Below are 21,858 nucleotides of genomic sequence, written 5' to 3'. Positions count from 1 at the left end.
TAACCCAGAAAGTTCGAAAAGCTTCCAGGAAGCCCAGCCAACCATCCTTCTCAAAAGAAGACTACCGCTCTCAGCCTCACTCGCAAATGAGCGGCTTCATTCCTCCCGGAAAGCTTTCTGGATCTGATCCGACAGCGGCTTCACCAGATAGGAAAGCATCGTCCGATCGCCCGTTGGGAAGAATACCTCGGCCGGCATGCCCGGCGCCAGCGCCAGCCCGTGCAGTTTGGCGACCTCCGTTTTCGGCAGCTTCACCCGCGCGACATAGAAGCTTGTCCCGGCGCGTTCATCGGTGGTGAGATCGGCCGAAATTCGTGACAGCGTCCCTGTCAGTTCCGGCGTGGTTTGCCGGTTGAAGGCCGACAGGCGCAGGATCGCATCCTGGCCCATGGCCACCTGGTCGATATCCTGCGGCGCAATATGCGCTTCGACGGTCAGATCATCCGTTATCGGCACGATCTGCATCACCTCCTCGCCGGGCGTGATGACCCCGCCGACTGTGTGCACGGCCAACTGAAGCACCGCGCCATCCTGTGGGCTGCGCAAGTCGATGCGTTTCAACTGATCTTCGGCGGCAACCTTGCGTTCGACGAACTCGGAGATCTTTGCCTGCGTTTCACGCAGCTCGGTCGCGACCTCGCTGCGAAGATCCTGATCGATCTGGATGATCTGCAGTTCGACCTCCGCAGCCTTGCCATGTGCCTGAGCTATTCCCGCGGTCAATTGGCCATGCTCGCCTTCAAGCTTCACAGCGTCCCGTTCCAGCGCCGTCATGCGGTTGATCGATACCAGCTTGCGATCCCACAAGTCCCGCACGCCTTTCAGTTCGACCTGGATCAGTTCGATTTCACGACGTTTTGCCTGCCGCTGCTCGGTCAATCCGGCAGCTTCCTGCGCCAACTGAGCGATCCGTTCGCGCAATTGCGATCGCTGGCCAGATCGCGCCTGCTGCCGGAAATCGAACAGCGATTGTTCTCCAGCCATCGACGCCGCGACACCGGCTTCGTCGCGTCGCGATGTCAAAACTTCGGGAAAGATGATCTTGTCGTGGCCGTCGCGCTCCGCTTCCAGGCGGGCCAGCCTTGCATAAAACTCGTCCAGACCTGTCGAGACGATTGCCAGATTGGCGCGCGTCGTCGTCTCATCCAGACGCACCAGAACATCACCGGCTTTGACGAGGTCACCTTCACGCACCCTGATCTCACCGACCACACCGCCGGTCGGATGCTGGACCTTCTTCACATTGGAATCGACCACCAGCCGGCCGGAAGCAATTACCGCCCCCGACATTTTGGTCACTGCCGCCAGGCCACCGACACCTCCGACGAGCAGCAGACAGGTGGCAACTCCCGCCACGAGATAGCGGCGGATCTGTCTTTGATGCGAAGTGGTGTTGTCCTTGCTCATGCAGGGACCCCTCTCTCCGCGGTAACGACCTTCAGCGGCGCTGCCGATCGCAGAACCTTGCTCAGCACCTCATCCTTCGGGCCGAAGGCCTGAGCATGTCCATTCGCCATCATCAACACAGTGTCGACATTGGCCAAGGCGCTGGACCGGTGTGCGACGACGATCACGATGCCGCCGCGTTCCCTGATGCCTCGGATGGCGCCGGACAGGGCCGCTTCACCCTCCGCATCGAGATTGGAATTCGGCTCGTCCAGGATGACCAGGAACGGATTGCCATAGAGCGCACGCGCAAGGGCTATACGCTGCCGCTGTCCAGCTGACAGCGAGGCGCCGGCCTCGCCAACCCTGGTGTCGTAACCTTCGGCCAGATGCACGACGAGATCGTGCACGCCCGCGGCCTTGGATGCCGCCAGCACCATTTCGGACGATGCGTCCGGGTCAAAGCGGGAAATGTTCTGCGCGATCGTTCCATCAAACAGCTGCACGTCCTGCGGCAGATAGCCGATATGTTTACCCAGCTCATCGGTCGGCCACTGATCGAGCGTCGCGCCGTCCAGTCGCACTGACCCCCGCGCCGGCAGCCAGACGCCTGCAAGCGCACGCACCAGCGACGACTTGCCGGAAGCGCTGGGACCGATGATCCCTAGGCCCGATCCCTTCGCCAGCGTGAAATTCACATCCCAGACCACGGGTGTCCGCTCGCCCGGTGGCATGACACTGACGGTTTCAACGGCCAATGCGCTGACAGGTGCCGGCAGGGTCACGCTGGTTGCGCTTTCCGGAAGCGCGGACAGAAGCTGCTTCAAGCGCGCCCAGCCCTGGCGCGCCGCAACGAAACCCTTCCAATGCGCTATCGCCAGTTCGATCGGAGCCAGCGCCCTGCCCATCATGATCGAACTTGCGATCATGATGCCACCGGTCGCTTCCTGCCGGATGACCAGATAAGCGCCGATCGCCAGTATTCCAGATTGCAACATCAACCGCAGAATCTTGGAAATCGTGCCAAGCGTTCCTGCAACATCGCTGGCTGCGGCATGCGCGTTCAGGTAATCGGCGTTGACAGCATACCACCGCTCGGCGATGCGCCCGCCAAACCCCATGGCTTGTATGGCTTCGGCATTGCGCCTTGTTGCTTCAGCCAATGTGCTGCGGACCGCCGCATGCTGTCCGGCGATCTTGGTCGGGCCGCTGGTCCGGAACTCAGCCAGAAGGGTCAGTGCGAACAGGACGATGGCGCCAGCGAGCGCGGTAACGCCGATCCAGAAGTGAAAGATGAAACAGATGCCTATGTAGAGCGGCATCCATGGCAGATCGAACAGCGCGGTCGGTCCGGCACTTCCGATAAAAGAGCGGACCTGATCCAGATCCCGCAAGGGCTGCAGGCCGTCACCGGAAGTTTTGGAGCGCAGCGGCAGACGCATCAGCGCCGAATAGACCGAGGGACTGAGTTTCGCGTCCAGCCCCTGCCCCAGCCGCACCATGAGGCGTGAACGGATCAACTCCAACACGCCCTGAAACGTGAACAGGGTGGCGGCAAGCACCGCCAAGCCGACCAGCGTCGGCACGCTGCGACCCGGAACGACCCGGTCATAGACCTGCAACATGAAAAACGAACCGGTCAGGGTCAGCACGTTCACAACGCCGCTCATCAGGACAATGCCCGAAAAAGCACGTCGAAAAGACGATAGAATTCCGACCAGCGTCAGCGACGGCGATAGCGTCGACTTCATGCAAGCTCGCAATTGGAATGAGGCATCTTCGCCATTGGTCTCGACCCTTAGTACATGACTGTGTTGAGCGTGACGTGGACGGGCGAGCCCGCCTCGACTTTTGCGCTACCCCGCGCGACCAGCCAGCCGTCCGCGCGCTCCAGGCGCGCAACGACCTGCAGCGTTGGCGATGCAGCAGCAGGGCTTGCGGTCAAGGGCAAGGAGAATTCCAGCTTCTTTGAGCCGCCGTTGCTTTCGACGCGCGTTTCCGCGGTACGGCGTTGGGTCTTGTTTTTGCTGGCAGGATCCTCAAGATAAATCTCGAGATGCCCTTCCGGGATGGCCACGTTGCCCTTGAACGTGACCGTCCCACGAATATCCGTTGATTGCGCAGTAGCCGTCGCGGTGGCTGCGGCGACAGCCGCGGCTCCCGCTGCCATCAGTACGGTGCGGCGATTGGTCGGGCGCTTCATCACAAAACTCTCCGTGATCGTTGCGGTGCCTATGCAGGCTCTAAATGCACAGGGTGACCAACACCGTGTAGAGAAAGGGCGCCCGAAAGCGCCCCTTCTGTGCTGAGGTCAGGCGACAATGAAGTCTGCTGCCGAAAGGTTCAGATGTGCGTTCAGTTGCGCAAACTGAACAGCCGCGACTTGCCCGGAGCCATCTGCGTCGTAGGACAATGCTCCGCTGTCGGTGTCATAGATGATGCGGTCGTCGACATCATGGGCGACACCCGACGCACTCTTGAAAAACGCGCCCAAGGCAAGAGCGCCGTCGTCGCCCACACTCGTAAAGATGAGGTTGTCCAGCAGGATCGTGTCGTCAGCGACGTTGAAGTCCTTGATCAAGTCGACATTGCCGTTCCCAAGCGCTGTCGAGAAGCGGAAGGAATCCTCGCCCGCGCCGCCGGTCAGCGTGTCGGCCGCCAGACCGCCATCCAGAAGGTCGCTGCCGCTGCCGCCGTTGAGCTTATCGGCACCTGCAACGCCCGGCTGGGCCGGCGCTGGCGGGAATTCGACCGACACGTTCACCTTGTATGTCGAGCCTTCCGGCACGGCATCCGCCCAGCCATCGCCGGGCACGTCGGGCGACCACATGCCTTCCTGGATGTAGTAGGTTCCGGTTTCCTTGACGACGAAGACCGTGCTCGAATCCCGGCTGGTCGTGGAACCGGGGTCGCCGCCGCCATCGTCGTTCTGGGCAACGATATTGCCATTGCTGTCCAGCAGCCTGACCCAGCTGTCATGGACGTTGGGATCGGCAATTCCATCGATGTCGATCGAGATGACCGTACCGGCCGCCAGTGTGATGCCATAATATCCGCCCTTGCCGTTCCCGGTGGCATTGACGGTCGTGTGAAGGATGGTCGTCGAATCGAAGATATCCGGGTCCTCGGTCAGCGAGAAGTTGTTCGAGATGTCGAAGGCGGTTGCGATCGAATTGTTCGTTGCGTCGGCCCCGAGCGTGGCGTAGCCGGTACCCATACCCGGGCGTGGCGGTGCGTCGCCCTGATAGGCGAAATCGCCGAGCAGGGTGTCATCGCCGCCGCCACCGTTGATCGTATCGTTGCCGCCCTGCCCAGTCAGGACATTGGCGGCGCCGTCGCCGGTCAATTGATCGTTGAAGCCCGAACCGGCGAGATTTTCGATCGAGATATAGGTGTCTCCGGCGGATTTGCCGCCGCCGAGCTGGAGTTTGACACCGCTGGTCGCATCGGCGTAGTCCGCCGTGTCGCTTCCGGCGCCGCCATTCAGCTTGTCGGCACCGCCGCCGCCGGTCAGGATATCGTCACCCCCACCGCCGGACAGTTCGTTGGCCTGGGCGTTGCCGATGATATGGTCGTCGAAGAAGGAACCAACGGCATTTTCGAAGCCGGCAAGGATGTCATGCCGGATAACAGTGCCGCGCCCGACGATCTGCACCGGGCCATCGGCATCGCCGCCACTGGCGGTGCCATTGGCGAGGTCGATGGTCACGCCGTCGGAGCTGCCCGCATAGACGACCGTATCGATACCGTCGCCGCCGTCCAGATAGTCCTGGCCGGCGCCACCGATGATCGTGTCGTTGCCGCCTTCACCGTACAGGATGTCGCCATCGTTGCCGCCGTCCAGTATGTCATCGCCGTCGCGGCCGTTGAAGTAATCGCCGCCGCCCTGGCCCCAGAAATGATTTGCTGCGGATGTGCCGATGAAACGGTCGATGCGGTCGTCAGACCCGATCAGGTTCTCGATGCTGTCGAAGGTGTCGCCCGAGGCGGTGCCGCCACTGGCGATGTTCGTCTCAAGGTTGACGAGCAGTTGGAAGGGGCTTTCCTTGCTGTAGTCGACCGTGTCGATGCCAGCGCCACCTCGGAAGATGTCGATGCCGTCCTGGCCGCTCAGCGTATCGTCGCCATCGCCGCCGTCGAGGATATCGTTGCCTTGGCCGCCGAGGATGGTGTCGTTGCCGCCGCCGCCATAGAGCGTGTCGTTGCCGTCATCGCTCTCCGTCTGGTCTTCAAGGTCTTCGATGTCGATCGTGTTGTTGATGTCGCGGCTGGCGAGCGAGTCGCGACCGCCGATGATGATGTCATCACCGCCCTGACCAAAGATGGTGTCATCGCCACCACCGCCGTCGAGCGTATCATTTCCGCTGGAGCCGAAAATAATGCTGGTCATCGTGTTGTCGCCGACGACGGGTGTTTCGGGGCTACCGCCTCCTGGTTGAAGCGTCGACTCGTCGGCGTAAATGATGTTTTCGACGTTCGCGATTTTCCCGATCTTCAGGTCCCTGGACAGCAGGACGACCGTGTCGTTGCCGCCATTCGCTTCCTCGCGCACGATGTCGTCGAGGGAGTCGACGAAGTAGATATCGTCGCCGCTATTACCAGCCATGCGGTCACCGCCGCCGCGGCCGTCGAGGACATTGGCGCCGTCATTGCCGATCAGGATGTCGTCGTAGCTGCTGCCGATGCCGTTCTCGATGTAATAGGCGGTCGTATCGGCATTGTGCCCAGCAAAGATCGACACATTGTTGCTATGGCCGTTCACGCTGGAGAACTGCCCGGCGCGCAAGTCAAGGATCGTGCCCGCCGTAGAACCGGAGAAGTCGATCGTGTCGGTTCCACCTGTGTCATGGATCGTAAAACCGATATCGTGCTGCATGCCCGAGGCGGAGAGCCGGTAGCCGTCTTGCGTGCTGCCGAAGCCGTAGACGTTGTCGCCCGTGTTGAGGTTGATCTCCTGATAGGTGCGCTCACCATTCGCGTCGACGGTCGAGAAAAAGCGACGGATGACGGCTTCGATGTCGGCCATGAGCGGCGTCGAAGCCGACCAGCGGCTGGTTTCGCCGACGTCGATGCCATCGAAATAGGACATGACGCTGTATTGCTGACGGTCGTAGGTCCAGGTCGCATTGTTCAGATAGTTGATCTGGACGCCGCCGGGACCGCTGTAATTATAGAGTCCGGGATGGTTCAGGCCGAATTCATGGCCGAATTCATGGACGAAGGAATCGAACACATAGCCGCCGACGTCCGTCTTGTTGGGCTCCGTGTCGTGGAAACGCTGGCCTATACTGACATAACGATCGTTTGAATAGGCGCTGCCGTCGTCTTCCTCGCCCACTTCGGGGCTGACAACCTGCATCCAGTCCGTTGCGCTGTTGTATGGCGCGTCGTCGACGATTTCGAACTTCAAAGGGGTGACAAGAGACCACATCTCCAGGGCGCCGATCGCGGCGGCCTTGTATTCGGGGTGGTCGTTGAGCTCGTAGACGTTGATCCTCAGCGTTCCCGCCGCGATCGCTGGCGTCAGGCTGCGGTCCAGCGCTCCAAGATAATCGAGGTAGGCTTCGTAATCCTCGCTCTTGCCATAGGGGTTATCGGGCGTCTGGTCGTTGATCCACCATTGGTCGCTATTTTGGCTTGGGTTCGGCATCGTTGGGGTTCCCTCATCTACAACCGTGGATAGTACGGCTGTACCGGTTTGCTGCTTCCAACCACCAACAGGCATCGCTTGCGCGCCTGTTAAGCCCCGTCACCTTCGCCAATAATGCTATCGGAATTTTCGACTTGTCCAGACTGTTGGACCGTGCCGCGCAGGACAGCCACGAGGTTCGAGTTCACTTCCTGTTCGCAGTCGACAGATTTCGTCATCCGGACGGCGCGAAGGTTGAGCATGAATTGTTCACCATCGCGACCCGCGGTCCGATTGGCTGCGTAAAACAGCCCGCCTAGGCCTACACGAGCAGCAAGCCGAACGCGCCGAACGCGAGGATCAACATCTTTTCGTGGTTTCCAGCGCGGTATGGTGGCTAAACCGACACCTCGATCCACGCTGGAGCATGATCGCTGGCTTTTTCCCGCCCGCGCACCTCGCGGTCGACGCCGGCGGCAGTGAGCTGTCCGGCGATTGCGGGGCTGAGTAGGAGGTGATCGAGCCTGAGCCCCGCATTGCGGCCCCAGGCGTTGCGCAGATAGTCCCAGAATGTGTAGACGCGTTCATCGGGATGAAGCGCCCGGATGGCATCCGTCCACCCCTGCCCGACGAGCTCGTGCAATGCCAGCCGCACTTCCGGGCGGAACAAGGCATCGTCCTGCCAGCGTTCGGGCTTATAGACGTCGAGTTCGGTCGGAATGACATTGTAGTCGCCGGCAAGGACGACGGGGATGTTGTGGGTGAGCAGCTCCGCAGCATGCTGCTGCAATCTGCCGAACCATCTGAGCTTATAGTCGAACTTCGGCCCCGGAGCCGGGTTGCCGTTCGGCGCATAGAGGCATCCGACCAGCACGCCGGAGACGGCCGCCTCAATATAGCGGCTTTGCGTGTCGTCCTCGTCGCCGGGCAGGCCGCGCCGCGTCTCGATCGGATCGACGCCGCGCGCCAGGATCGCCACGCCGTTCCAGCTTTTCTGCCCCAGCCACACCGCGCCGTAGCCGGCGTCGCGAAGTGCCGTTTTCGGAAACTTGTCGCCCGACGCCTTCAGTTCCTGCAGGCAGACGACATCTGGCTCGGCCTCAGCCAGCCAGTCGAGCAGTACCGGAAGCCTGCCGTTGATGCCATTGACGTTGAACGTCGCGATTTTCATCGCTCAGCGCTTGAGCTTTTCGGCCCAGGCTGAAACCTTCTCGGCCATTTTTTTGAGATGATCGGCCGCCGTGAAGCCGGATACGCTCTTGCGCGGCTTCAAATCATGGTCGCCGTCTTCCAGCCAGAAAACCTCGATCGCCTTCGACAGCGCGTATGAGGGCACTTCTTCCCGTGTGCCGAACTCGTCGCGTGTGCCTTGCACGATCAGCGTCGGCGTCTTCAGCCCTGCAAGATGTTTTGTGCGCAATTGCTGCGGCTTGGCCGGCGGATGAAATGGATAGCCGAGGCAAAGCAGGCCGGCGATCCTGCTCGAGGCGAAAAGCTCGTCCGCCACCATCGAGGCGATGCGGCCGCCCATCGACTTGCCGCCGATGACCAGCGGCCCCTTGGCGGCCAGAGCCGCTACGGCGGCGACATATTCGGGGTTGAGGGTTTCGGCGCGTGGCGGTGGTTTGCGGCCGCCTTCCGTGCGCCGGCTCGCCATATAGGAGAATTCGAAACGTGCGACACGAAACCCGACTTCGGCAAGCGCCTTGGCGGCGGCGTTCAGGGAGGAGGAGTCCATCGGCGCCCCTGCCCCGTGGCCGAGCAGGATGGTACAGGCGGCGTCTTCCGGGCCGTCGAAAAGGAAGGACATGCTCAACTCGCTGTTCTTTGCGCCAGCTCGACCAACCGGATGCCGTTGCTGGCTGTGCGGGCCCATTGCGATGTGGAATCGAGCTCGAGATAACGCGACCACCATTTGCGTGCGCCGGCCAGATCACCCGCTTCATAGTCGAGGTTTGCGAGGTTGAAGACGGCATCGGCGTAAGCGCTGTCTATGGCGATCGCGGCAAGCAGATGACGGCGTGCCGTATCCTTCTTGCCTTCGCCGGCGAGCAGCCCGGAAAGATTGAACCAGGCTTCGACGAAGCGCGGGTCGCGCTTGAGGACGTCGAGATAGGATTGTTCGGCCTCTTTGGCCCTGCCGGCGGCGAGCAGGCAGTTGCCGCGGTTGAAGAAGATGACCGGATCGCTCGGATCGATGGCGATGCAGCGCCGATAGAGCTCGGCGGCGTCACCATGCCGGCCTTCCTCCTCGGCTTCCTCGGCCAGGGCGAAGAGCTCGTCGAGATCTTCCGGCTCAGCCCGGCCGAGCGGCAGCAAAGCCTGGCCGTCGAGCTCGCTGACGCCTTCATCCGAACGCGCATAGATGGCGTTGTCACGGTCGGCATGCAGCGAAAGCGCGGTCAGCGAGGCGATCGAGCCGGATCGGCGCACAGACCTTGCGATCGTGCCCCAGCTGGCGCCCGACGCGATCAGCCCGGCATATTTCCTGGCCAGGATCAGGTCGCGGAAGGAAAAGGGTTCGCCGTCATGTTCGAACGCGTCGAAAAGCGCGAGTAGGTCGAAATCCTCAGCGCCGAGCTTCGACTGGTCGAGGATGGACTGGCGGCTCAGCGTCGAGCCGGCCGGCGCCTCGATCAACCCCAGCAGCCTGAGGAAGCCGTTTTCACTCAGAGGCTGGCGGCCTTTCGCCCTCTCCTCACGGTAGCGCGCCGCGATCCTGGCGGCATCGGTCCTGTCGAGCAACTTGCGGCCAAAGATGACATGCGTGGTGCGCCGCGTGGCTCCGCGCTGCAACTCGCCGCCCTGGGCGCCGACCTCCCGCACTGCCAGACGGCGCGGGAATGCCGCAAGCCCGCCGATGAGACCGAACGTCCTGCCTCTCGCCGAGGTCACTTCTTGCTCTTGGCGCCGCCGCTCGCGGCAACCTTGGCCGGTTTTTCAGCAGGCACGGCCTTGGGCTTGCTCTTGGCCAGCGGCTTGGATTGTCCAAGGCTGGCCTTCAGCGCATCCATAAGGTTGACGACATTACCGCGTTCAGGTGCTGCCGCGACGATCGGCTTGTGGCCTTTGAGCTTCTCCTTGATCATGTTCATCAAGGCAGCCTCGTAGCGATCCTCGTAATTCTTCGGATCGAACTTGGTCAGCTTCTGCTGGATCAGCGCTTCGGCGAGTTGCAGCATCTCGCGGTCGGGTTTGCCCTGCGGAATGTTGTCGAAATATTCAGCGGTGCCACGCACCTCATGCGGATTGCGCAGCGTGCAGACGAACATGCCCTTCTCACGCGCACCGATGGTGACGACACGCTCGCGGCTGGACAGCACCAGACGCGCCACCGCCAGCTTGCCTGACTTGCGCATGGCCTCGCGCAGGACGACGAAGGTTTCCTCTGCCATCGCCCCGTCGGGCGCCAGGTAATAGGGTGTGTCCTGGTAGATGACGTCGACATCCTTCTCATCGACGAAGGCTTCGATATTCATGGTGTGGTTGGATTCGATGCGCACGCTTTCGAGGTCGGCATCGTCGATGATGACGTATTGCTTGTCCTCGTATTCGTAGCCCTTGACCAGATCGGCGCGGTCGACCAGGCCGAGTTCAGGGTCGACGGGCTTCATGTTGATGCGGTTGTGGGTCTTCTTGTGCAACTGGTTGAAGGAGATGCGCTCCTTCGTGCTCGTCGCTGGATAGAGCCGCACGGGGCAGCTCACCAGACTGAGTTTCAGATAACCTTTCCAACTTGCCCTGGGTGCCAATTCCGCCTCCTACGCGACGACAACACACTACCTTTTCGCCTTGGCAGGCGCCGGCAATTCCCTGGCAAAATCATCCATATCCGCCCAGGGATCACCAGATGCGGCCAAAAGACCTGGAAGCGAAGAATAGTTCAAATCCTCGGCAGCGTCGATGGATTCCAGATCATTCCATTCCAGCGGCGTCGAAGCCGGCATGTTCGGACGCCCGCGCAGCGTATAAGGGGCCGCCGCCGTATGACTGCGCGCATTGCGATGAAAGTCGATGAAAATGCGCTTTCGGCGGTTCTCCGCGCCCATGGTGGTGGTGAAGGTTTCGGGCGCAGTGGCGGCGATGCGGGACGAGATATCGCTGCAGGCTTGATGGAACTGCCGCCAGCCGAGTTTCTTTTTCACCGGCACCACGACATGGATGCCCTTGCCGCCGGACGTCTTGACGAACGGCACCAGACCGATGCCCTCCAGCTCGCCGCGCACATGGACGGCGGCCTCGACAACCTCGCGCCAGCCGATGCCTTCGCCCGGGTCGAGGTCGAAGACGGCGCGGTCAGGCTTGTCGATGCTGAGGCGATGCGCGCCCCAGGTGTGGAATTCGACGACGCCGAACTGCGCCAATGCAAGATAGGCCTTGGCGTCCTCGACGGCGATGTAGCTGCGGGCTTCACCATCGAAATTCTGCGTCTCGAACGACACCATGGTTGCCGGCATGCCGGTGAAGGCGTGACGCTGGAAGAAACAATCCGCAGGCTTGCCGGTCGGGCAGCGCACCAGCGACACTGGCCGGCCGAGGATATGCGGCAGCATGAAATCGCCGACGGCGGCATAATAGACGGCGATGTCGAGCTTGGTCGGCCCGGTCTTGCCGAAGATGCGGCGTGTCGGGTTGGTGACGAAGATGCCGGCGAGATCGGCGTCGGAAATCAGCCGCTTGCGTGGTGCGGCGGTGCGGGCCGAAAGCTCGGCCTCGCGCAGGCCCTTGAAGACGGCGTGGCGCAGCGCATTGTCGGCGGTGCGGTTGGCATAGTGGACATGGGCCGTCAGTATCGGGCGGACCGCGATGACTTCGCGCGGCATGCCCTCCAGCCTGACCGCGTCGGCCTGCAGTGGCTGCAGCCGTGAAAGCAGCATCGGCAGCGCTTCGGCATCGAAACCCGAGCCGCATTTGCCGCGATATTCCAGCTCGCCGTCGACCCATTCGGCGAGCGCCAGCGCCGCCAGGCCTTCAGCCGCTTCGGAAACGGTGTAGCCGGCGATGACGAAATCGCCGACCGCGCGCGCCTTTACTTTCGTCCAGCTCTTGGAGCGGCCGGGCGCATATGTGGACGAAGCCTGCTTGGAGACGATGCCTTCAAGGCCAAGCTCCGATGCCTGCTCGTAGAGCGCGTCGCCGTCGGAGGCGACATGATCGCTGAGCTGCAGAGCGCTTTTTGCCGTGACGCCGCCGAGCAGTTGCGCAAGCAGCTCCTTGCGTTTTTCCAGCGCAACATTGGTCAGGTTCCAGCCGTCGAGATAAAGCAGGTCGAAGGCATAGAAGGTAAGCTTGTGGGTCTCGCCGGCGGCCAGCGCATCCTGGAGCGCGGAAAAACGGCTGATGCCCCTGTCGTCAGTGACGACGATTTCGCCATCGATGACGGCACTGGCGCAGGGAAGCGTCTCGAACGCCGTCTTCAAGCGGCCGTAGCGCTTCGACCAGTCGAGGCCGCTGCGGGTGATGAAGGTGGCGGTTCCCTCATTCACATGCGCCGCCGTGCGGTAGCCGTCGAACTTGATCTCGTGCAGCCAGTCTTTCCCGGAAGGCGGGGCGGCGACGGCGGTGGCGAGCTGCGGCTCGAGCCGCGCCGGCATCGCATCCTGTACGGCGCCCGGCACTTTCGCCGGCCTGGGCGCCGCCAGTTTTTTAGCCGGCTTCGGCCTCTCGACCAGTTCCTCGATACGGCGGCCGGATTTCACGCTTTCGGGGCGTTTGGCGAGGATGTCGAGCTTGGCATCGGCGGCCTGATCGCGTTCCTTGAACAGCAGCCAATTGACCTTGTTCTCATCCTCCTTGGACTTCAGTCTGGCCAGCATCCAGCCGCCTTTGAGCTTCTCTCCCGACAGGCGGAATTTGAAGGCACCTTTTTCCAGGGAGGTCTCAATATCCTCCATCGGCGCCCAGATGCCGGTATCCCACACGATCATCGGACCGCCGCCATACTCCCCCTCGGGAATGAGCCCTTCGAAGTCGATATAGTCGAGCGGATGATCTTCGGTCTGGACGGCGAGCCGCTTGTCGGCGGGATTGAGCGACGGCCCCCTCGGCACTGCCCAGCTCTTCAGCACGCCGTCGATCTCCAGGCGCAGATCGTAATGATCCGCGGTGGCATGATGCTTGTGCACGACGAAGCGGTTGCCCTCGTGCTGGGTTGCCAAACCCGAGGGTTCCGGTGTCTTGGCGAAATTGCGCTTGGCGCGGTAGGACCGGAGCTTGGGGGAACCCGCCATGGGAGCGCTTATTCGCCCGCTTCCTCGTGCAGGGGCTCCAGGCCGAGTTCTGCGGGACGATAGCCTTTGTAGAGCTCATCGAGCGTGCGCTGCCCGACGAGATAGGCTTCGTTGGCGACGATGACACGATAGGTGGGCTCCTCGCCGGCCTTGAAGCGGCGGGAACTGACGAAGATCTTATGACGGCCGAGCGCTTCGGCAACCGCCTTGCGCTGCTTGACCTGGCGAGACGTGGGCGTGCTCATAGGCCTGCTCCGCTGCTTGCACTCATGACTATCTTCCATTGTCACGCCGCGATCAACCGCAGTTGGTTTTGGTGGTTTATAGTTAGCTCTTGCGCTAAGTGATTTCCTGCATTAGTTAGCCTTTTGGATAACTGATTATCAAGGCGCACGACCACATGCGCAATCACATGGAAAGAGGGGCTCGGTATGAAGCTTGTCCTGATGGAATTCCTATCGCTCGACGGCGTGTGCCAAGGTCCAGGAGCGCCGGATGAGGATACGACCGGTGGCTTTACGCGAGGCGGCTGGTTCGTTCCTTACCTGGAGCAGAACTTCATGCAGACCGTCACGGCCTGGGTGGGAAATGCGGATGCGTTCCTGTTCGGCCGCCGGACGTATGAAAATTTCGCTCGCGATTGGCCGAAGATGGACGATCCAAATGATCCAATCGCGAGCAAGATGAATGGCTTGCCGAAATATGTTGCATCAAATTCTTTGAAAGATGCGCCCTGGGCACCTACAACGATCTTGTCGGGAGATATAGCTGGCCGGGTCGCCGGGTTGAAAGAAAAGCTCGGGCGAGAACTCCAGATCCACGGCAGTGGACGCCTTGCCCATTCGCTGCTGGCTGCGGGATTGATCGACGAATTTCGGCTGGTGGTCGCACCGGTGGTTCTGGGGCAAGGCCGCAAGTTGTTCCTGGACGGCGCCATGCCTGCGGGCTTCAAGCTGCTCAGTGTCGATGCGACGCCGGGTGGCTTGGCCGTAAATGTCTACCAAAAAGCCGAGGCGCCGGCATTCTTGACCTACGACGCGTCTGCGGCATGGCTTTAACCTTGCGAAATAATGCTCTGTCCCGATTGTCGTGAGGATATGCAGACGTCGATCTTCAGGTTTATCGCAGCGGCCAGACAAGCATCAGCATCGGAACCGCTACCGCTATCACCAGAATGGAGAGCGGAAGGCCGAGACGGGGATAATCGCTGAACCGGTAGCCGCCCGGCCCCATCACGAGCGTGTTGCATTGATGACCGATCGGGGTCAGGAAGTCACAGCCGGCACCAATGGCGACAGCCATGAGAAACGCTTCCGGATGATAGCCAAGAGATGTTGCGAAACCCGCCGCCACTGGCGCCACCACCAGCACTGTCGCTGCGTTGTTGAGAAATGGCGTGACTGCCATCGCCACGACGAGGATGAGCGCCAATGCGCCTGCCGGCGGCAATTTCGAACCTATTTCGGCCAACCACATCGCGATCACGTCGGTCGCGCCGCTGCGCCGCAGTGAGTCCGAGACAGGGATCAATGCGGCGAGCATGACAAGGATCGGACCGTCGATGGCGTTGTAGATGTCGCGTATCGGAACCACGCGGAAGAGCACCATGGCGACCGCCGCAGTGAAGAAGGCGACCGGGATGGGAATCAATCCCGTGGTCGTAGCAAGCATTGCCGCGGCCAGGATCAGGATCGGGATACTGCCGCCGCGCACGCTGCCGAGCAGGATCGGTCGTTCCGCAAGCGGCAGCGCACCGAGCTCACGCAGGATATCCGGCAACCGTGTCCGATTGCCCTGCAGCAGCAGCACGTCGCCCAATCGCAGCGTAAGTGTTCCAAGACGCTCGCTGATACGTTCGCCTGTGCGGCTGACGGCCAACAGATTGATCTTGTACCGGTCGTAGAGCGCCAGCCGTTGAGCGGACCAGCCGATCAAAGGCGAACTCTCCCCCAGAACCGCTTCGACTGTCATGTAGGCTTCACTGCTGCCTTCTTCGGAAGCCTGGCGGCCGTCGGTCAGGTCGAGCTTGGCCTGGGCGACGACGCGGTCGAGCGCTTCCGGCGAGCCTTCGAGCAGGACGATGTCGCCTTGACGCAGCTTCGCGTCCGGCAAGGGTGCGATGTGGAACGTGCGCGAGCGCAGGATCGACGTAACCACCACCTCGCCGCCTGCGTAATTCATCAACTCGGCGACTGTTTTTTCGTTCACGGTCGAACTGGACACGACCAATGCCTCGGTAACGTAGTTGTTGACGTCCAGCGCATCCTGAACGGTGCCGGTTTCGCGAACACGAACCGGCACGAGCCAGTAGAACAATGATAAAAAGACGATGCCTGCGGCAGCCAGCGCCGCTCCCACCGGAGTGAAGTCGAACATGGTGAAGGAAGTGCCGGTGATCTCCTCGCGAATGCGCGACACCACGACGTTGGGCGAAGTGCCGATCTGCGTCATCAGCCCGCCGAGCAGCGAACCGAAGGCCATCGGCATCAGAAAGACAGACGGCGAGCTGTTGGACTTTCGAGCGAACTGAAAGGCAATCGGGATCATGATTGCCAGCGCACCGATGTTTTTGACGAAAGCCGACAGGATCGTGACGACGACAACCAGCAGCACCAATTGCGCCCGAATGCTGGTCACATTGGGTGCGAAGCGCTGGATCGCGAATTCCATGATCCCGGAGCGGGCCACGCCGGCGCTGACCAGCAATGCACTTCCCACAATGATGACGATGTCGTCGCTAAAGCCTGAAAACGCGTGGTCGTAAGGGACGACGCCGACCGCAAGCGCAACGATCAACGCAATGCAGGCGACGAGATCGTAACGCAGGCGTCCCCAAACGAAGGCCACCATCATCAAGATGATGACGGCAATGGAGAGGAGCTGATTGATTGCCATGGAGAGGACGTTCCTTCTCCGGGCTCATTTGTCAACGTCCTTGCTCAAGCGGCTGCTGATTCCGCCGGGAGCTCGTCTAGGCGACTCTGGCAATGCCTTCGCTAACCATCGCATCCACATCGGTGATCAGGAGGTGACCAGGAGAAGCGGTGATTGCGATTGCCAGCTCCGCATGCACGAGAGCTTCCTGGGCCGTGACGCTGCTTGCCCAGAATACGGGGACTTCCCCCTCCCCGACATCGACCGCCTCTCCCCAATCCGGACAGCCGAGATCGGCAATGCCGAGGATGGAAGGGTCCCCAACATGAAAGGGCGAACCATGGGCGTTCGGAAAGCGCGCAGTAATCGCCCGGACCTTGTCGACGTCGCAGTGCCTGATGGCGCGCATTGCAACGACCAGATTGCCGCCGAATGGACCGAACGCGCGGCTTCTGATCCCGGTTCGGTACTTCGGCACCGTCCCGCTGACACGGCCCTGCAGGCCGACGCCCTTCTCCATCAACGCAGGCTCGAAACTCAATGAACTGCCGAGCGCGAAAGCGGAGAAATCCTGACGCCACAGATCAACGATATGGGAGGTGCGATGCACGAACTCGCCGTAGCAGTAGATACTGTACTGCGACGCATCCGTGCGGATGTCGATGTTGCCCAGCGCGGGAACAAAGGGACTGCCGGCGCGACCGAGCCCGACCAATGGGCACGCCTTGGGATTGGCCAGGCAGAATTTGTGAAAATCGGCGGCGAAACGCTGCGGCACGATCACCACATTCGCCTGCAACTTGCCGCGGGCCAAGCCGCCGGTAGCACCCTTGTAGGCTCCGGTCCTGACCAGCCGGCGCAACCGGCCAGGCTCGACCAGACGCAAATCTTCGACGATTGAACTGGTCTGAGGTCCCATGCTTCGAAGCATTCCGCCTTGCTTAGACTTTTCAGGAAGCGGTAAAATCGAAGTCGGCGGCACCGCTTGTCAAATCACCAGAATTTTCTCCTGACAATAAATTGTATTTATTGGCCGACGCAGTTCGACCTCACCGGCATTCCGAACAGCTGAGCAATTTGATCTGCCGTATCGCTTCATGCAGAAAGCCGAGATCGCGGCTCATGTAAGACAGAAGAAAAGCGGCGTAGAGAACGAAGACGAAGCTGAAGACCAAGGTCTTTACGATCAGCGACAAGCTGAAGACGTTGAAATGCGGCGAGGCGCGGGCCAGGAAAGCAAGCACGATATCGGACAGCAACATGCTGACAATAAGGGGAAATACCAGTGTCAGCGCCATTTTCAGCAGCTGGTTCAACAGTTCCAGGAAAATCCCGGCGGCGTCCCTGCTGAATACCGGCGTCAACTGCTCGACCGGCCAGAGTCCATAGCTGTCGTAGACGGCGTTCAACGACAGTTCCAGCCCGCCTGCCGTGAGATAGATGGCGATCATGACGATGGCAAGCAGCGTTCCGGTTGCGCTGGTTTCATGCGTCATCATCGGGTCAATCAAGCTTCCCATGCTCGAACCGCGCTGCAGATCGAGGATGTCGCCTGCGGCTTCAGCAGCCCAGAACGGCACGCCCATCGCCAATCCAAGGGCAATGCCGACCAAGAGTTCCTTGAGGATGTAGACAACGATCATCGCGCCGGCGATCTGCTGGCCCGCCAGCGTGTGCATGAGCATCGGCAGGATCGGAACCGCTAGCGCAAGCGCAACCCCGTTGCGCAATAGCCCCGACAAAGGAACACGCGAGAACAGCGGCATCATCAGCATGAAGCCCCCCAGGCGCGCCAACACGAAGGCTCCCGCCAAAAGGTAGAGCTGCAGGTCCCTGAGCGATGCGAACAGCGGTTCGACCTGCATGGTGCGGCCTCAGCGGGTCGCGGAGGGAAATTCGTCGAATACCGCCGAAGCCTGTTCAGCGATCTGCTGGGCAATCAGCGGGCCGACAATGATGATGACCACGAGGATCACGACCAGCTTGATCGTCTGCGGCAGCGACTGATCCTGGATCTGCGTCAGCGCCTGGGCAAGCCCTACCAGAAGCCCGACTGCCAACGCTGCGATGATGGCCGGACTGGAGGCGAGCAGTATCGTTATCAGCGCATTTTGGACTTTCGCGAGGATGAAATCGCTGTTCACGCTTACCGCCTCTGCTTCAGCTGTAACTGAGGATGAGGCCGTGCATCAGCCGCGACCAGCCGTCTATGGCAACGAAAAGCAACAGTTTCAGCGGGATCGAGATCAGCACGGGTGAAACCATGATCATGCCGAGCGTCATCAGGATGTTGGCAACGACGATGTCGATGATCAGGAAGGGAATGTAGAGCAGGAAGCCGATCTCGAATGCGCGGGTGAGCTCCGAGGCGACAAAGGCCGGAACCAGGATGGAAAGGTCATCATCCTTGACGTTCTGACGCGCCTGCTCTGGCCACAGGCGCGTGGTCCCATCGAGAAAGAACTGGCGTTCGCGCGGGTGTGTGAACTTGATCAGATGTTGCTGCAACGGCTGCTTCACGATTTGCGCGGCCCGGGCTAGGTCGTCGGTCGTCTGGAATTGAACCTGCCCTTCCTGCAGCCTTGTTCCCATTTCGCTGATCAGCGGCGTGGTGACATAGACGGTCAAAACCAGCGCAATCCCGTAAAGCACGAGGTTCGGTGGCATTTGCTGCACACCAAGCGCGTTGCGGATGAGAAAGAGCACCACCGAAATCTTGAGAAAACCGGTCATGGTGACGACCGCGAGCGGCAGCAGCCCGACAAAGCCGACCGCGATCAGAATGCCGAGGAGATTGGGCGAAGCTTCAAGCATTATCGAACATGCGGATGACCCGCACGCCAAGGCTTTCGCCGATCCTCACCATTTCGCCCTGCCCGACCCGCCTGCCGTTGGCGAGGATGTCCACGGCCTGTCCGGTCGTATCCAACTGCACGACGGCGCCGGCCGTCAGTTGCCTGATCTCGCCAAGCGGCATTGCCTTGCGCCCGACCTCGAAAGCGAGCGCAACCGGCAGATCCTCAAGCGTTGCATCGTCCAGCGCCTGTCCTGCGGCTGCAGTATCCTGACCCATCGTCCACTCCCATTTCGATCCGGCAATTGTGACTGGCGCGGCAAGCAGTTGAGGCCCTGACGACGTCATGCTTGCAGGGGCGATCAGACGGTCGCCGATGACCAGCACCGCTGCTGCCTGCTCGGCGAGCAGCACGACGTCTCCCTGCAGCAATCCCCTCACCTCGCCCAGACTGAGGGTGAGAACGTCGCGCCACAGGCGAACCGGCAAAGGAAATGCTGTCGGCAATGAAGGTTCGCCGGAACTGGCTGCGTCGAGCAGCGTGCCCAGTCTTGCAAGCAATGCGCCATCGTCCAGTCGCAGCGTGCAATGCATCTGTTGTCCGCCCGCGGACAGGACAAATCCGAAGGATGGCATTCCGGCTGAAGGTTTTCGCCTCTCAATGGCCGCGAGCTCTATCGGGGCCTGCAATTGGACTTCGAGCCGGTCGAGTTCGTCGGCAACAGCAGCTTCCAGCACGAGAGCCGCGTGCCGAGGCGGAAGGTTCTCCAGCCTGGCCGTCTTGTCCACTGTCGCCAGCAATTGCTCGATCAAGGAAAGCGGCGCACAAAGCTCGGCGGAACGATCTCCAAGCTTTACACGCAGCGAGCAGGATGACAGGTCGTCGGCACGGGCAACTGGCCAGGCCGTGGCGATCTTCGCGGGCTGTCCGGCGAACGTTATCTCGGCCGGCAGACGATTCCTGTAAAACGCGTTCAGTGCCGCTACATGGTCTGGCGGAATCGCTTCCAGTTCCAGGACATCGGCAACCGATGCACTGTTGAATCGCCGGCGAGCAGATTTACGCCGCGTTGCAACTTTCGCTGGCGTCAGGGCGCGAGACATCGAACTGCCACCTGCACGATCATCAAAGCTCATTGCTTGTGCGGAAAAGCGGCATTCGAACGCCCCTCCTCGTCGAGGAGTTCGGTCGCAGCAGCGCGGCGTGGGGCCATTCGCTTCTCAAGCCGATCCGTCAGCCTTTCCACTTTCATCAGAGCTTTCCTGCTTTGCAGGTGCTGTTGCTGCGCTGCCGCCAGCCCGGCCTCGCGTTGCTTCTGGACGAGCAATGCCGCCTCATTTTGAGCCTTGATCTGCCCGGCTTTGGCAGATGACGCCTCGTACCGGCTCTGCGCCAAATGGAATTCGGAGGCCCTCACGACGCGATCGACGAGTCCTGAAACCACCGCGTTCTGTTCCTCCACCGCCTGTCGCGTGTGGTCGGCGAGCGCTTTCGATTTTGCATCAACATCTTGTCTGGCTTCGTTGACGCCAGCTCTATGAACGGCAACGACCTCGCGCGCATGCTCCTCACGGCGTTTCCTGAGCTTCCGCAACTGGGCGATCATTTCATTTTTGTTCACCGGCGATCTCCCTCATGCGCTGACGCGTTCCCTCCATGCTTTCACTCGCGACCGAGGCCTGCTGCAGGAAAACATTGATGGCGTCGATCTTGGTGATGGCCTCGTCAGCCAGCGGATCGCTGCCGGCCTTGTACTCGCCAACCTGCACCAGCAATTCGATGTCGGCGTAGCGCGCGAGCAGTTGCCTGAGACGTGCGGCGTCCGCCCGGTGCTGACCGGGCGCGACCGTCTCCATGAGCCGGCTGCGGCTGCGCAGCACGTCGACCGCTGGAAAATGGTTGCGTTGCGCAAGCTCACTGGACAGGAAAATGTGACCGTCAAGCAGGGCCTGCACTTCCTCGGCTACGGGATCGAAGGTTCCATCGCCCTCCAGAAGAACACTGTAGAGGCCGGTAATGGAGCCGACCGCTCCTGGGCCGGATCGCTCAAGCAGACGCGGCAATGCAGCAAAGAGCGACGATGGAAAGCCACGGCGTGTCGGTGGTTCGCCTGACGCCAATCCGATCTCGCGCTGGGCTCGGGCAAAACGGGTGATGTTGTCCATGGCGAGCAATACATGCTTGCCCTGGTCGCGGAAATATTCGGCGATGGTTGTGGCGACATAGGCCGCCTTGACACGCTCGATGGCCGGACGATCGGATGTCGCCACGACAACAACGGCACGCGCCAACCCTTCCGCTCCAAGCTGCCGCTCGACGAATTCGCGAACCTCACGCCCGCGCTCGCCGACAAGGGCAACGACGGCGACATCGGCATCGGTGGCGGTGACGATGTTCGACAACAGGATCGACTTGCCGACGCCGGGCTCTCCGAAAATGCCGATGCGCTGCCCTCTGGCGCAAGTCAGCAAACCGTCGATAGCGCGGATGCCCAGCTGGATCGGCTCCGATATAAGTCGGCGCTGCAGCGGCGATGGCGGGTAGGCATGAACGGGATAAGCGCCATCCAGTGCCAATTCCTTGCCATCGAGCGGTTCGCCGAGCGCGTTGATGACCCTGCCCAGCAAGCCAGACCCCACCGGCACCTGCTGGTCCTTCCGAGTAGGAACGACCTCAGTCATGCCGGACAGGCCTGTCAGATCACCGAGCGGCACCAGGATGGCGGCCTCTTCTAGGAGACCGACCACTTCCGCTTTCATGGTTCGGCCCGTTCTCCTGTCGATCAATTCGCAGATCTCGCCAATCCTGGCCTCCTCGACGGAGGCGTGGATGACAGTGCCGACGACACGCCGCACGCGCCCCTTTTTCGGCCGGCTCGCATCATCGCTCAGCCCGGAACGCAAGCCGGGCATGATCGAAGCCAAACGGTCTTCGAGTGCTGTAC

General features: G+C 61.2%; 19 protein-coding genes. 1 reads left to right on the top strand and 18 read right to left on the bottom strand.

All coding sequences use genetic code 11. The features are described 5' to 3' along the window. Positions 1 to 96: 96 nt before the first annotated feature. From ACFWXH_RS07155 to ACFWXH_RS07110, 10 genes are all read right to left on the bottom strand, one after another. Entirely contained in the window at positions 97 to 1,407 is a 1,311-nt protein-coding gene (locus ACFWXH_RS07155; RefSeq protein ID WP_379118710.1) for an HlyD family type I secretion periplasmic adaptor subunit, read from the bottom strand. Then, positions 1,404 to 3,137 (bottom strand): type I secretion system permease/ATPase, encoded by a 1,734-nt coding sequence (locus ACFWXH_RS07150; RefSeq protein ID WP_054309940.1) that lies wholly within the window; start codon positions 3,135 to 3,137, stop codon positions 1,404 to 1,406. The genes ACFWXH_RS07155 and ACFWXH_RS07150 overlap by 4 nt, the downstream gene beginning before the upstream one ends. A gap of 47 nt (positions 3,138 to 3,184) precedes the next feature. Continuing rightward, a complete protein-coding gene (locus tag ACFWXH_RS07145; RefSeq protein WP_379118708.1) occupies positions 3,185 to 3,589 on the bottom strand; it encodes a hypothetical protein in 405 nt (134 codons plus the stop codon). 108 nt (positions 3,590 to 3,697) lie between these two features. Beyond that, on the bottom strand, positions 3,698 to 7,036 hold the full coding sequence (locus ACFWXH_RS07140; protein WP_379118706.1) for a M10 family metallopeptidase C-terminal domain-containing protein: 3,339 nt from the start codon (positions 7,034 to 7,036) through the stop codon (positions 3,698 to 3,700). Between the two features lie 376 nt (positions 7,037 to 7,412). Then, positions 7,413 to 8,186, bottom strand: coding sequence for an exodeoxyribonuclease III (xth, locus tag ACFWXH_RS07135; protein ID WP_379118704.1), 774 nt, complete (start codon positions 8,184 to 8,186; stop codon positions 7,413 to 7,415). Positions 8,187 to 8,189: 3 nt separating this feature from the next. After that, complete coding sequence (locus ACFWXH_RS07130; protein WP_379118702.1) at positions 8,190 to 8,831, bottom strand: alpha/beta family hydrolase; 642 nt, start codon at positions 8,829 to 8,831, stop codon at positions 8,190 to 8,192. Beyond that, positions 8,828 to 9,910, bottom strand: coding sequence for a tetratricopeptide repeat protein (locus tag ACFWXH_RS07125; RefSeq protein WP_379118700.1), 1,083 nt, complete (start codon positions 9,908 to 9,910; stop codon positions 8,828 to 8,830). Before ACFWXH_RS07125 ends, ACFWXH_RS07130 begins: the two co-directional genes overlap by 4 nt. Further along, a complete protein-coding gene (locus tag ACFWXH_RS07120) occupies positions 9,907 to 10,767 on the bottom strand; it encodes a Ku protein (RefSeq protein WP_379118698.1) in 861 nt (286 codons plus the stop codon). The genes ACFWXH_RS07125 and ACFWXH_RS07120 overlap by 4 nt, the downstream gene beginning before the upstream one ends. 27 nt (positions 10,768 to 10,794) lie before the next feature. Next, positions 10,795 to 13,245, bottom strand: a complete 2,451-nt coding sequence (gene ligD / locus ACFWXH_RS07115; RefSeq protein WP_379118696.1) for a DNA ligase D — start codon at positions 13,243 to 13,245, stop codon at positions 10,795 to 10,797. Positions 13,246 to 13,253: 8 nt separating this feature from the next. After that, positions 13,254 to 13,490, bottom strand: coding sequence for a hypothetical protein (locus ACFWXH_RS07110; RefSeq protein WP_054309948.1), 237 nt, complete (start codon positions 13,488 to 13,490; stop codon positions 13,254 to 13,256). 186 nt (positions 13,491 to 13,676) lie between these two features. Here ACFWXH_RS07110 and ACFWXH_RS07105 point away from each other — a divergent pair, with 186 nt between their 5' ends. Then, positions 13,677 to 14,303 (top strand): dihydrofolate reductase family protein, encoded by a 627-nt coding sequence (locus ACFWXH_RS07105; RefSeq protein ID WP_379118694.1) that lies wholly within the window; start codon positions 13,677 to 13,679, stop codon positions 14,301 to 14,303. A gap of 61 nt (positions 14,304 to 14,364) precedes the next feature. On the opposite strand, the gene ACFWXH_RS07100 is transcribed toward ACFWXH_RS07105, so the two are convergent. From ACFWXH_RS07100 to ACFWXH_RS07065, 8 genes are all read right to left on the bottom strand, one after another. Then, on the bottom strand, positions 14,365 to 16,140 hold the full coding sequence (locus tag ACFWXH_RS07100; RefSeq protein WP_379118691.1) for an SLC13 family permease: 1,776 nt from the start codon (positions 16,138 to 16,140) through the stop codon (positions 14,365 to 14,367). Between the two features lie 76 nt (positions 16,141 to 16,216). Next, entirely contained in the window at positions 16,217 to 17,101 is an 885-nt protein-coding gene (locus tag ACFWXH_RS07095; protein ID WP_379118688.1) for a D-glutamate cyclase family protein, read from the bottom strand. Between the two features lie 67 nt (positions 17,102 to 17,168). Next, positions 17,169 to 17,984 carry a type III secretion system export apparatus subunit SctT gene (gene sctT / locus ACFWXH_RS07090; protein WP_379118686.1) on the bottom strand — a complete coding sequence of 272 codons (816 nt, stop codon included), beginning with the start codon at positions 17,982 to 17,984 and terminating at the stop codon, positions 17,169 to 17,171. A 9-nt stretch (positions 17,985 to 17,993) separates the two neighbouring features. Further along, positions 17,994 to 18,263, bottom strand: a complete 270-nt coding sequence (locus ACFWXH_RS07085; RefSeq protein ID WP_054309953.1) for an EscS/YscS/HrcS family type III secretion system export apparatus protein — start codon at positions 18,261 to 18,263, stop codon at positions 17,994 to 17,996. A gap of 16 nt (positions 18,264 to 18,279) precedes the next feature. After that, positions 18,280 to 18,933 (bottom strand): type III secretion system export apparatus subunit SctR, encoded by a 654-nt coding sequence (gene sctR / locus ACFWXH_RS07080; protein ID WP_379118684.1) that lies wholly within the window; start codon positions 18,931 to 18,933, stop codon positions 18,280 to 18,282. Continuing rightward, the gene (gene sctQ, locus ACFWXH_RS07075; protein ID WP_379118682.1) at positions 18,926 to 20,017 is read right to left on the bottom strand and encodes a type III secretion system cytoplasmic ring protein SctQ; all 1,092 of its coding nucleotides are present in this window, start codon (positions 20,015 to 20,017) and stop codon (positions 18,926 to 18,928) included. The genes sctR and sctQ overlap by 8 nt, the downstream gene beginning before the upstream one ends. Before the next feature lie 29 nt (positions 20,018 to 20,046). Then, positions 20,047 to 20,535, bottom strand: a complete 489-nt coding sequence (locus tag ACFWXH_RS07070; RefSeq protein ID WP_379118680.1) for a hypothetical protein — start codon at positions 20,533 to 20,535, stop codon at positions 20,047 to 20,049. Continuing rightward, positions 20,522 to 21,826 carry a FliI/YscN family ATPase gene (locus ACFWXH_RS07065; protein WP_379118999.1) on the bottom strand — a complete coding sequence of 435 codons (1,305 nt, stop codon included), beginning with the start codon at positions 21,824 to 21,826 and terminating at the stop codon, positions 20,522 to 20,524. Before ACFWXH_RS07065 ends, ACFWXH_RS07070 begins: the two co-directional genes overlap by 14 nt. Between the last annotated feature and the right edge of the window lie 32 nt (positions 21,827 to 21,858).

Origin of the sequence: Mesorhizobium sp. NPDC059054, from assembly GCF_042739215.1 — a bacterium.
Taxonomy (GTDB): domain Bacteria; phylum Pseudomonadota; class Alphaproteobacteria; order Rhizobiales; family Rhizobiaceae; genus Mesorhizobium.
Note: the sequence above shows the minus strand (reverse complement) of the source record. Positions and strands in the feature narration are given on the sequence as shown.